This window comes from Bacteriovorax sp. HI3 (assembly GCF_059738875.1).
On sequence record NZ_AP026946.1, the window covers coordinates 2,568,840 to 2,580,867 of the forward strand.

General features: G+C 41.4%; 12 protein-coding genes. 3 read left to right on the forward strand and 9 right to left on the reverse strand.

Annotation, left to right across the window (positions count from 1 at the left end; translation table 11 throughout):
- Window positions 1-4: 4 nt before the first annotated feature.
- The 4 genes from AC6JA8_RS12685 to AC6JA8_RS12700 are packed head-to-tail and all read right to left on the reverse strand — an operon-like array spanning window position 5 to window position 5,761.
- Complete coding sequence (locus AC6JA8_RS12685; protein ID WP_497974123.1) at window positions 5-526, reverse strand: glutathione peroxidase; 522 nt, start codon at window positions 524-526, stop codon at window positions 5-7.
- A gap of 3 nt (window positions 527-529) precedes the next feature.
- Complete coding sequence (locus tag AC6JA8_RS12690) at window positions 530-1,150, reverse strand: TetR/AcrR family transcriptional regulator (protein WP_497974124.1); 621 nt, start codon at window positions 1,148-1,150, stop codon at window positions 530-532.
- Between the two features lie 2 nt (window positions 1,151-1,152).
- Window positions 1,153-4,359 (reverse strand): efflux RND transporter permease subunit, encoded by a 3,207-nt coding sequence (locus AC6JA8_RS12695; protein WP_497974125.1) that lies wholly within the window; start codon window positions 4,357-4,359, stop codon window positions 1,153-1,155.
- A 1-nt stretch (window position 4,360) separates the two neighbouring features.
- Window positions 4,361-5,761: a TolC family protein gene (locus tag AC6JA8_RS12700; protein ID WP_497974126.1), complete on the reverse strand. Its 1,401-nt coding sequence runs from the start codon at window positions 5,759-5,761 to the stop codon at window positions 4,361-4,363.
- Between the two features lie 153 nt (window positions 5,762-5,914).
- Between AC6JA8_RS12700 and AC6JA8_RS12705 the strand changes: the two genes are divergently transcribed.
- Complete coding sequence (locus tag AC6JA8_RS12705; RefSeq protein WP_497974127.1) at window positions 5,915-6,532, forward strand: TetR/AcrR family transcriptional regulator; 618 nt, start codon at window positions 5,915-5,917, stop codon at window positions 6,530-6,532.
- A gap of 82 nt (window positions 6,533-6,614) precedes the next feature.
- Entirely contained in the window at window positions 6,615-7,433 is an 819-nt protein-coding gene (locus AC6JA8_RS12710; protein WP_497974128.1) for a substrate-binding periplasmic protein, read from the forward strand.
- On the opposite strand, the gene AC6JA8_RS12715 is transcribed toward AC6JA8_RS12710, so the two are convergent.
- Both AC6JA8_RS12715 and AC6JA8_RS12720 read right to left on the reverse strand, forming a co-directional pair.
- The gene (locus AC6JA8_RS12715) at window positions 7,417-8,787 is read right to left on the reverse strand and encodes an acyl-CoA dehydrogenase family protein (RefSeq protein WP_497974129.1); all 1,371 of its coding nucleotides are present in this window, start codon (window positions 8,785-8,787) and stop codon (window positions 7,417-7,419) included. The genes AC6JA8_RS12710 and AC6JA8_RS12715 overlap by 17 nt on opposite strands.
- 53 nt (window positions 8,788-8,840) lie before the next feature.
- Window positions 8,841-9,722, reverse strand: a complete 882-nt coding sequence (locus tag AC6JA8_RS12720) for an AraC family transcriptional regulator (RefSeq protein WP_497974130.1) — start codon at window positions 9,720-9,722, stop codon at window positions 8,841-8,843.
- A gap of 118 nt (window positions 9,723-9,840) precedes the next feature.
- Between AC6JA8_RS12720 and AC6JA8_RS12725 the strand changes: the two genes are divergently transcribed.
- Window positions 9,841-10,563 carry a YceI family protein gene (locus tag AC6JA8_RS12725; RefSeq protein WP_497974131.1) on the forward strand — a complete coding sequence of 241 codons (723 nt, stop codon included), beginning with the start codon at window positions 9,841-9,843 and terminating at the stop codon, window positions 10,561-10,563.
- On the opposite strand, the gene AC6JA8_RS12730 is transcribed toward AC6JA8_RS12725, so the two are convergent.
- The 3 genes from AC6JA8_RS12730 to AC6JA8_RS12740 form a co-directional block, all read right to left on the reverse strand.
- Window positions 10,550-10,924 (reverse strand): response regulator, encoded by a 375-nt coding sequence (locus AC6JA8_RS12730; protein WP_497974132.1) that lies wholly within the window; start codon window positions 10,922-10,924, stop codon window positions 10,550-10,552. The genes AC6JA8_RS12725 and AC6JA8_RS12730 overlap by 14 nt on opposite strands.
- Window positions 10,925-10,926: 2 nt before the next feature.
- Complete coding sequence (locus tag AC6JA8_RS12735) at window positions 10,927-11,205, reverse strand: helix-turn-helix domain-containing protein (protein ID WP_497974133.1); 279 nt, start codon at window positions 11,203-11,205, stop codon at window positions 10,927-10,929.
- 141 nt (window positions 11,206-11,346) lie between these two features.
- Window positions 11,347-12,027: a hypothetical protein gene (locus AC6JA8_RS12740; RefSeq protein ID WP_497974134.1), complete on the reverse strand. Its 681-nt coding sequence runs from the start codon at window positions 12,025-12,027 to the stop codon at window positions 11,347-11,349.
- Between the last annotated feature and the right edge of the window lies 1 nt (window position 12,028).

Below are 12,028 nucleotides of genomic sequence, written 5' to 3' on the forward strand. Positions count from 1 at the left end.
GCAATTAAAAGAGAATCTGGCCTTCGATTGCGCGGGCAATGCGCGAGTCATCCGGCTCAATCTCCGAAGAAAAACGCTGAATGATTTCACCATCTTTGCCAATGAGAAACTTTTCGTAATTCCATAACACGTCAGTAACCATGCCCTCATCCATTTTTTGTGCAATGAAAGCTTTCTTGGCGATGCTATAGAACTGCTCTACTGCTTCTGGTGCTTCATGGGTTAGGTAATCGTATAGTGGGTGTTGATTTTTTCCGCGCACTGAAACTTCTTCGGCCATCGGAAAACTGTAGTGTTTTAAGTTTTCACCATTCACAGTGTTGAAATTTGAACTTGGAATCGCCAGGATATGCAGACCTTGGTCTTTATATTTTTGATAGAGCTTCTCCAGCTTCTTATCCTGATAAGTCATCGTGCAGTCGCTGGTGACATTAACAATCATAAGAGTTTTTCCACGGTATTCTTCGAGAGAAAACTTCTCATGGTCCTGGTTACTTAGTTCGAATTGGTAGATATCCCCTTTCATATTTTACTCCTTAATGGAACAAACGATCTGTTTAATTAATTTATCGGTAAACTCAATGTCATCTAATGAACACTCTGTTCGTCGCAAATTTGTTGCTCTACTTCTAATAAGAGAAAAGAATGGGCTGATGACTTGAAAACATACAATTTTCGCATCCCATTCTGGATTTATAAATTTCTGCTGTTGTGACTCTTGAATAAAAAGCAAGAGTCGATCCCATACCTGTCCGTAGGTTTGACTAAGAATTTTTCTGGCAAGATCGTGCCCTTTTTCCAGCTCTTCCAGGTAAAGACTTACAACTTCTTTATTCTCAAGATAAAAATCGACATAGGACTTCAAAAAAAGGCTCAACTTAACATTCACATCAAGCGCGGATGTCGGCGTAGAAAGAATATTAACCATATCCTGGAATCTAGAACTTATGAGTTGTTCTTGGAAAATGACCTCTAAGAGAGATTCTTTTCCTCCAAAGTGAAAAGATATTAAGCTTGGATTGGCGTGGGCATCGTCACAAATTTCACGCACAGACACAGCATGAAAACTTTTTTCCGAAAAAAGCTTAAGAGCGGACGCGATCAAACGATCGCGTCCATTTTCTTTAGTTTTTTTCATTATTGCGTTCATGGCTATTTTGTCACCATGTTGTCAGTATTCACTTCGCCTTGAGTTTCAACTGCTACTTCATGCTTAGGTGCGTGTTCATTCTTTTCTTTATTCGTTGTCATTTTTGTACCAAGCTTATTGGCCCATACTCTGAATCTGTCGATGTAAACAAAGATCGAAGGTAGAACTACGAGTGTCAGGATTGTTGAAAGAGCAACCCCGGCCACAATCGCCACCCCCATTGATGTTCTCGTTCTCGATGCCGGGTTTAGACCGTAAGCAATCGGAAGGGTACCAGCAATTAGAGCAAACGATGTCATAAGGATCGGACGAAGTCTGGTTTTCCCTGCTTCGATGATCGCTGAGAATCTATCGCGTCCTTCTTCCATTAGTACCTTCGCAAAGTCGACCATTAGAATCCCGTTTTTACCGGCAACCCCGATCAACATAAAGAACCCGAAGATAGCAAACAGGTTAATCGACTTACCAGTTAAGAACAGACCGAAGAATGCCCCACTGATGGCAAGTGGAAGAGAAAGCATGATCGTCATCGGAGTGATAAACGATTCATACAGAGAAGAAAGAATCAAATAAATGACCAGGATACCAAAACCAACTGCGACCATAGTCGATGTCATGAGTTTTGCCATATCTTCGGCGTCACCACCAAGGTTCAGGTTTACACCGTCTTCAAGTTTCAGGTCGCCTTTTGTCATTCTCTCAATATACTCGGCCATAACTTGGTTTAGACCAACACCTGGTTTTAACCCAGAAGAAAGCTCAATGAAACGTCCGCGGTTCATCCTTTCAATCGACGCCGGACCTGTCGTCTCAACTCCGTTGGCGATATCAGAAAGTTTAACTAAGCGGTGGTTGATGTTTGGAACATAAACCTGATTATAAAGTTTCTTTAAGTCACGCTGATCATCCAAGAGACGAACACGTACATCGTACTCTTGACCATTTTCACGGAAAACTGCCGGAGTCGCCCCTTCAACCTGAGCTCTTAGTTCAGCCCCCAGTGTCTTAGTGTTGATACCGTATTCTTTCGCTTTACCTGGTTTAACTTTTACTTGAAGCTCTGGCTTACCTGTACGGTAGTTAGAGTCAACGTCAACCAGACGCGGGTCTTTTTTCATCGCTTCAAAAACTTTCATCGCACTTCTCTCCAATGCCTGCGCATTTGGAGAAGTGATGTTTAGAATAACCGGCTGACGCCCTAATCCTGACGTATCAAATTTCTTAACAATCGGGTTAGCAATTTCTCTATAGGCAACGAGCTGTTCACGAAGAGTGTTTCTGAAATCTTCTGTTTTGATTCCATGTCTGTCGTGTTTCAGTTTTACTACGTAAGTCGCCTTGTTAACCTCTCCATTTTCGTTACCGGCCGTATAAAGAACGAAGTCTACGATATCGTTTTTCTGAACAATGTCTTTAATTTCTTTTGCCACTCTTGCTGTTTCATCAATGTTTGTCCCTGGAGCTAGCTCCAGAGTGATGTTCAACTCACCAGAGTCATCATCTGGTACGAATTCCCCTGGAAGGAATCCAGCGACATAGAAAGAGAAAAGGAAAACAAATAGTGTTGCACCAATCGTCGCCAGTGGCGATTTTAGAGTAAACGTTACGAATTTTTCGTAAATGTTTTCTAACCATGTCTGGAAGCGGTCAAATCCTCTGACCATTCGGCCAAGAGTTTTGTCATAAACACCAGGGTTTGCAGGGATGTGTTTAATATCGTGGTGCTCTCCCCCGAAATAAGCTGCAAGCATCGGGATAATTGTAAGAGCAACGAAAAGAGAAATCGCCATTGAGAAAGCTACCGTTAAACCGAAAGATTTAAGGAACTGACCAATTGTCCCTGACATCATGGCAACTGGTACGAATACCGCCATAACTACCAGAGTGATCGCAATAACAGCCATCTGGATTTCAGCTGTCGCTTTTTGGGCCGCTTCTTTAGAGTCGTAACCTTTTTCCATGAAACGATACACGTTCTCAATAACTACGATGGCATCGTCAATTAAAAGACCTACTGCCAGAGTCAGGGCAAGAAGAGTTACGATGTTAATGGTAAATCCTGCTGCACCAATAAGAACGAAAGCACCAATAAGTGAAACGGGAAGAGAAAGCGCTGTAATAAGCGTCGATCTCACTGATCCCAAGAAGAAAAATACGGTGATAACAGTTAAGATGATACCAATGATAATAGTTTCATAAACGTCATTAACGTTGTCTTCAATCTTAATAGAAGAGTCGACAATGATATCAAGCTTTGGTGCGTTCTTCGCGTTTTTAAATTCAACGTTGATTGCTTCAGCTTTTTTCTTAATGTCTTGAGCAACTTTAAGCGTGTTTGATCCCGCTTGACGGTAAACTTGTAGAGTGAGAACTCGTTTATCACCTAAATAAGAACGAGATGTCTCATCTTTAAGTGTATCCTTAACAATCCCCAGATCGGCAACGCGAGTTGGAACTTCGTTACCATAAAGGTTTACTAGCGTATCAGCAACTTCCGGAACGTTTGAGAATTCCCCTACACCTCTGAATACAAGTTCTTTTTCTCCGCGAGAAACTTTACCTGCCGGGATGTTTTCCCCCATTGCTCCAACTTGAGAAGCAACCTGAGAAACTGAGATCTCTCTTGATTTAAGTTTATTTCTATCTAATAGAACGTGGATTTCTCTTTTTCTACCACCGATAATCTCAACCGCACCAACGTTATCTACCTGCTCAAGGCGAGGCTTGATTGTTCTATCAGCTAAGTCGAAAAGCTCACCATCACCTAAGCCTTCAGCTGTAAGTGAAAGGTAAACAATAGGAGTGTCGGCCGGGTCGAATTTTTTAATAATCGGGTCTTCTACTTCATCAGGAAGGTCAGCTTTAGCGATGTTTACTTTATCGCGGACTTCTTGTTCAGCAACCTTTGAATCTTTATCGTCGTTAAATTCGATAATAAGGATAGAAACCCCTTCAAGGTTTCTTGATTTAAGACGTTTAATACCAGAGATCGAAGCGATCTCATCTTCAAGCGGTTTTGAAACAAGAGTTTCAATCTCTTGAGGTCCCGCTCCTTGATAAACAGTTTGAACCGTAACAACCGGAATTGATACGTCAGGGAATAAGTCTACCGACATTGATTTGAAGGCAGCGATCCCCCCAACCAGAATACCGATAATCACACAGGTGATGAATATGGGTCTTTTGATGGATACGTTAGCTAAACTCATATTACTTCTCCCCTTGGTATAGTTTCAGTTGAGACTCAAGTGCAATGATTTGTGTCGCTGCTTGTACGCGAGAGGCCTGCGCTTGCGTATAGTCTTGTTCGAAAAGAAGAACTTGATAAGTTGTCGTACGACCTTGTCTTAATCTCGATCTTTCGTTTTCCAGTTTGGCCTTTTGAGCTGACTCCATAGTGCGAGAAAGCTTTAGTGTTTCTTTTGATTCTGAAAGGCCCTGCTTTAAATCAATCCAGTCCTGCTCTTGTGTATAAAGAAGGTTCTGTTCATTGATATCAGCTGAGTCTTTTAATCTCTGTGCCCCTGCTTTTGCATCGGCCACAGCTTTGAAGTTTAGTGGAAGCTGGAACATCACTCCAACATACCCATTGTCATGGTTTGTTTTCGTTGAGTTCTCAAAAGCTTTTGATGTTTCTACTCCACGTCCTTGAAGTGTGTAACCACCTACTAAATTAAGCACTGGCTTATTTCTTTCGATGATGAGATCACTTGAAGCTTTCGCTAGAGCTGCTTGAGCACGGCTTGCTTTCACATCTAATCTGTCACCTGGTCTTTGATCTGGGATTTTTAGATTTTCAAGGTAATTGTAGTTAAGTGAATCAAGACTTGGCATTGGAGCGTCTGCATTCGTGTTTAAGTACTTGTTAAAAGCTCTTGAAAGACGAAGTTTCTCGTTCACCGCTTGCTGCAGTTGAAGTTTATAAGCTTCAACCAAAGCATTTGCCTGTAGAACGTCAGCACTTTCTCCCAAATTTTTTTGCTTTTGTTTTTGTACGTAACTAAGAATGTTATTTCCTGCTGAGAGTGCCTGTTCTTGAATCTTCACTCTTTCTTGCGAGGCAGACAATTGCCAGTAGGCCACTTCTGCTTCAATTAATAAGTTCTGTGAAAGAGCAAGGTTTGCGTATTCATCAGCTTTATTTTGTTGTCTGGTTAATTCTTCCTGAGCCTTAGTGCTGCTTCCAAAACCATTGGCCCATAAAGGCATAGTTAGTTCAACACTTGGAGAAGCATCCCAGTATTTGTCCGGGTTAAAAGTTGAACCTTCATACGCATTTTTTGTAACAGCATAAGAAAATTTAGTTTCTAAACCAAAACTAAACTTCTGTGAAATTCCAGCGCGGTACACGTCGTTGTCGTATCTGTCATACATAGACATCGGAGGTGTTCCTAAAGAAGTGTCGAAACTTTTTCTCGCTTCCAAGAAGAAGTTTGGTGAAGTTAAAAGATCAGCTTCTCGAGACACGAGTCTCGATCCTTCGGCCTGGGCCTGGGATTGTTTGTAACGTAAGCTTTGACCTTCTACCTGGGCAAGGTATTCAGAGAGACTGAGCGCGAAAGCACTAGAACTCATCGCAACCGTCCCTACTATGGCGATTGTTTTAAGCATGTGTGTGTCCTTTTTTGTGATGTAATCAAACGATTACTTTGTTTACAGCCCAAGTATGCTTTAAAACCTTGATGTAATCAAGTGATTACTTTTTGGTAACGACCATAATTTTTAGCTATCCTTTAAAAAAATAAGGTGTTAGGCTCAATTTATATGGCGGCAAAATCTACAAAACCTAAAAACAAAGATCGTTTAGCGACAGAGGAGCGCCTGCTTTCTGCGGCTGAGCAGATCATTGCCAAGCACGGTTTTAAAGGGGCTACGACCCGCATGATTGCTAAAAAGGCAGATGTAAACGTAGCACTTATCACCCGCTATTTTGGTGGAAAGTATGAACTGCTCGTAAGAATGGTCGAGAGAAAGGCGACAGAAAAGCGCTACACTCACCTGGCCTATCCGGTACAAGAATCCATCACTGATGAGTGTCTGCTTTTTGTCCGCCACCGTATCAAGCACTTCACGGAAGACTTGGTTATTTTCCGAGTAATCCTTCTGCAATTTTTAACTGACGCAAAATTTTTAAAACGCTTCCAGGAAAACCTGGAGATCTTTGAGCGCCATCCTGAATTTGAAGAAAGAGTTCTCACTTTGATCAACGATAAAAAGATGATCAATACTATCCAGCCTCAGCAAATCCTGGACACACTTGAGGATTATATCTTTGGTGTCGTTGTCGGACGCATCCTGATTCACATGGGTGATGATACAATGTGGGAAGACGTCGAACATTTCGTGCGCAGCTACTGCTCTTCTTTTGAACTTAAAAAGTAAACTTAAAGACAACATCAATTTTTTATTGGACATTCACTAAACAATAGATTTTGACTTCGCCTCAGGTCATAATAACTTCGCAATGAAAAAGCTTTTAATCTTAAGCTCCCTATTCTTCTCTCTTGGTATCCACGCAGAAATTGATCTGAAAAAAACGTCGTTGCCTAATGAACGAGTCATCAAAGTGACTGGTCACCCTGATTATCCACCGGTTATCTGGGCCAAACGTGGAGAAAAAAAACTTAAAGGTGTATCTGTAGAAATCATCGAAAAGATTTTTAAAGAGATCAATGTAAAAGTTGAATTCATCAATGTTGAGACATGGGGACGAGCGCAGGAAGAAGTAAAGGCCGGACGTATCGATATGCTTTTACCACCTTATAAAACAGAAGACCGCCTCGCCTTATATAATTACTCTGCCGAAGCTTTTATGCAGGATGAAACTGTAGTTTTTGTCAAAAAAGGCAAAGAGTTTAAGTTTGAAACTTTTGAAGACCTGCTAAAATACCCCGGCGTCGCGATCATCAATGACAGTTTTGGAACGAAGTTTGATGAATTTGATAAAACCAATCGCAATATCACCAGACTGCCGACAACTGAACAATGCTTTCGTTTTGTCGATAAGGACCGCGCTCGCTACCTTATTGCCGGCACCAATTCAGGACTCTCTACGATGACGAAAATGGGTTGGGAAGGTAAATTCGTCACTCTTCCCAAGAGTATTATCGTCACAGGTCTCTACGCCCCGATTTCACTTAAGTCTCCCTGGAATACGCCTGAGATCAACGCTTTCCTGAAAAAGAAGTTCGCCGAGATCAGGCCGACAGAAATGAAAGAGCTGGAAAAAAAATACCTGGCCATCTTTAAGGCCGAAAACGCAAATGTTAAACAAACGCGCTAAGACCTGTAATCGCTCTGCCCACCACCAATGAATTAATTTGTTTTGTCCCTTCATAAGAATAAAGAGCTTCAGCATCTCCTAAAAAACGCGCGACTTTATTAGAGATTAAAATCCCGTTGGCACCCATAAGCTCACGGGACATACTGGTAATGGTTCGACATCCTACTGTGCAAAAAACTTTTGCAAGTGACGCCTGCTCATCCGACATACTTCCCTGATCCTGCAAAATACTCAGTCTCGCCACCATACATTGCATAGCTGTTAATTGAGAAAGCATTTGGGCCAAAAGATCCTGAGTCATTTGAAAGCCTGCAATCGGACGGTCAAACTGACGTCTCTTCATGGTGTAATCAAGTGTGTGCTCATAAGCACCACGAGCACATCCTACGGCCTGCCAGGCGACTCCTGCTCTGGTCATCTTAAGCACTCGTGCTGTGTCTTTAAAAGTATTGGCCTTTTGCAGCCTGCGCGCCTCTGGGACTTTGACATTATTCATTCTGATAATGGCATTCTGGACAATTCTCAGAGACATTTTATCTTCAATTTTTTCAGTTTCTAATCCATTGGTGTTGCGATCGACGATAAAACCTTTGACCTGATGATCATCTTCGTCTTTGGCCCAAATGATAATGATGTCGGCAAATGTGGCATTCCCTATCCATTTTTTTTCACCATTAATCGTCCACGTATCCCCTTCACGCTTACATGTAGTCTTTAGTCCCATGGAAGCAGCAGAGCCCACTTCCGGTTCAGTTAAACCAAAGGCGCCAATTTTTTCCATGGCAATCATCGGAGGAATAAACTCTTCAATCTGCTCCTGTGAACCACAGTGATAAATTGAATTCATCGCCAGTCCCGCGTGCACTCCAAAAAAAGTGCATGTTGAAACATCAATGCGCGCGATCTCTTCACCAATCATTCCTTCCAGCAGATTGCTGCGTTCCTGACCGCCAAGATTTTTATTGTAAGTAAGACCCATGATATTGAGTCTCTTCATTTTCTCGATGATCTGAAAAGGAAATTCCCCTTTCATCCAGTACTCGGTGGCAATGGGCTCTATCTCTTCAATCATGAATCTTCGCACACTATCGAGCACTAATTTTTCATCGGCATTGAGATATTGGCGAGTGTCGTAAAAATCCCCATTAATAGGGGGAAATTTGGGCTCTCGGCGCTTTTTGATCTTGCGTGCCTGATCAAGCCACATCAACACTTCATCGTCTTCTAAGTCACTTAAAAAAGATAACATCGCTGGTATACTTTTGATAAGATTTAGGTCTTTTTTACTCTTATCCTCAACTTTATCAAAAGCATCTTTCATCTTTCCACTGACTTCGCTCCAAAAACTTTCCATAAATTCCTCCTGGGTCTCCATGGTAAGTGCAATGCCAATGCCCAACTCAAAAGTTAACAAACCTGTCTGACTTTTTGCCTGAATTTGCCTGGATTTTGCTTGGTTTTCGAAGTGAAAAAACGCGTAAAGTAATTGGGGTCATCAAAACCCAACTCAATAGAAATTTCGCTCACTGATAAATCGGAATAGGCCAGGAGTCTTTTGCTTTCTAAAATGCAGCGCTCTTGAATCAGGTCTCTCACACTTTTTCCAATGATACGGTTTACTTTTGCCGTAAGCGCTTTAGGAGTGATTCCCAAAGTCCTTGCATAAAATTCTACGCTGTGATGTTTTTTATAATTCTTCTCGATGAGATTTGTAAAATCTTCGCGGAACTTGGAAACCCTCGAAACTTTTTTCGGTTGGTCCTGAATGATGCGTGAAAAAAGCAGCAGTAAAGTTGCAAGATGTAATCGGAGGAGAATTTCAAAATCTTTTTTCTCTTCTTCATACTCAACCAGCATTTTCTGCGCATGAGCAAAAATCTCTTCGCGAGTCGCTCCCGAAACTTCAAAATAATTCACTGAAGGCATAAGGGCATCTGAAAAAATATTGTAGGCCTCATCTCCTGAAAACATCGAAAGCCCTTCAAACTCGATAACCACCCCACAGGTGTCTTTACTCATGGCCCATGAATGAACCTGTGCCGGAAGCATAAAAAAGATTGAGCCCTTTTTCACATCATGGCGTTCGAAATCAATTTCGTGCCATCCCGATCCTTTCGTAATGACCACCAGGTGAAAAAAATTGTGTTTGTGCGGAAAAGGCACCGCAGGAATCAATCGTTTTTCCAAGCGAGTGACTCTCACCTGCTTGGTTAAACCCGACACGACTCCAAAGGAATCCATAGGATGAAGGGTGTCTAGGTGATGGTGATGATTGTGCTTCTTTCTCATAGCTGTCTCCCAGGAGATCATAACATAAATAGGGTGTTTTGTGCTATTTTTTAAACCTTGAGTCCATAGAGCCTATCTCCCCCTTTTGGTATAATAAATTCACCCAGAGGAGGGTTCAATGAAACGATTATTTATCTGCTTACTCATGCTCGGGTCAGTCTCATCTTTTGCCAAAGATTTTGAATTGATTAAAGAGCACTCTAAAATTGCTTTTGATGTCGACTATATGTTGATGACGAAAGTTGAAGGACAATTTAAAGACTACCAGGGTTATTTCACACTCAATAGTGCTGAGAATGACTTATCTAATATCAGAATCACGATCAATGCTGAAAGTGTCGACACCAATGACGGGAAAAGAGATTTTCACCTAAGAGGTCACGAATTCTTCTTTACAGCAAATTATCCAGAAATCACTTTTGAGAGTCCGGGACCAATTAAACTGGAGACAGGTAAAAAGCTGGTTATCGGCGGTTATTTAACAATGAGAGGAATCAAACGTCCTTTGATCCTTGAAGGCGCTTATAAAGGGAAATTAAAAGACCCTTGGGGAAAGGATAATTATTTCTTTACCCTATCAGGAGAAATTGACAGAAAGACTTATGGCATTGTCTGGAATAAATCCATGGATAACGGCGGTGTTTTAATTGGTGACACGGTAAGAATTTCAATTACAGTGCAGGCCCAGGTGTTGGGCGAGAAAACTCCATTTTCTACTCACATGGTTCCGACAACAAAAGGGATTGTAGAGAGAGATCTGTTGCAAAAAGGAAAAATTAAAAAGCTCTCAACTTCTACTGACCCAAAAGATCATACAAAAAAAGAAGTTAAGAAAAAATAGTTCCTCTCACTTCGAAGATGGCCGTCTTTCTTATGGCGGCCATGAGCTTAGAGAAATCTTTCTCGGTCACGGTCTCGATTAAAGGAAATTGAAGTTCAATCCTAAGCTCTGAGTTACCTGTAAAAAAGATAAAGGGCACATGATACTTATTCTCCCTTAGGTACAAAAGAAGGTTATCCCCTTTCCCCTCAGGCATATCATAATCGCATAGTACCAAGTCAAAGCATTGCTCTTTCAATTTTTCAATTCCCTCAGAAGCTGAAGAGGCCATCTGCACTTCAAGAATAAAAAACTCGTATAAAAAATCTTTTAGATTTTCCCTTACTAACCAACTGTCATCAACAACCAAAACCTTCTTCATTGCTAATCCGAAATTTTTCTAACAACAACTTCATATTGGCCAGGCCCTATCTCGGCACGATAAACTAATGTTGGCAAAGGGGGTTTCGAGGTTTTGCCAAATGCCAGATAATCAATGCTCGTATTAAAATAATTCGCGACCCTTTCAAGCTGTTCCAAGTTAGGACTACGCCCTTTTAGCCACGTATTAAGAGTAGACTTGGGAACTTGAGTCTCACGAGCGAGCTCTGCAATTGATAGATTATTTTCTTCCAGAAGTTGTTTTAAATTCTTTATAAGCATAATAAACCTCAAGCAAATATAGTTTATTATCGCATAAAAAAAATGCCTTTTAGCATATGAGCACAATCTCGTTCGTTATAGAATTTTCGAACACGAACATGTTCAAAAATGAATACAAATGTGCTCAAAAAAAAATGTTTTTTAAGAATTTGAAGTTAAAAATAAAGGAATGATCAACTCTGAAGGAATCGGAGTTGAACTCTTCCAAAGATTTTTAAGTGGGATATTTTTAGCGACACTTAAAATTTTTCTCAAAGTGCCCATATCAAGTTTTCCCTGAATAAGATCCGCGCTCGTTACCGTTCCATCACTTTCCAGGGAAATTTTAATTTTAATCAGTTGGTCTTCTTTAATCACTAAAGCAGAACCCAGTCTTGTTTCAAAGTGCTTTTTGATTTGTGAAAAAAGCACTCCACCATCAAAATCCCCTGCCCCTGTTCCAAACCCCAGACCACTTACGCCGCCTGAAGCTGTTCCATTTCCTACTCCACTGCCACCTGTGGCCGCAGATGAATGGGCCGAAGCAACTGCAGATACCGAATCAGTCGTGATCGCTTTTTCTGCTGGAGTTGCTGGTTTAGTAAAGGCCGGTGTTGAAGTTTCTTTTACGAGAGTTTTTGCAGCAGCAGGCGCGCTTGAGGCACGTCTGCTGAAATTGATTCCATCTAAAGAGATTGTCTTGCCGTTTCCGCGTCCACCGGTAAGTTCCAGTGTTTGCACAGAGCTTTTATAAAAAGCGGCAGACGCCAATACAACCACCAGTCCATGGACAGCGATCGAAGCAGTGAAAGCGCGAATGTCTGTAGCGGCGAAAACTTTCATG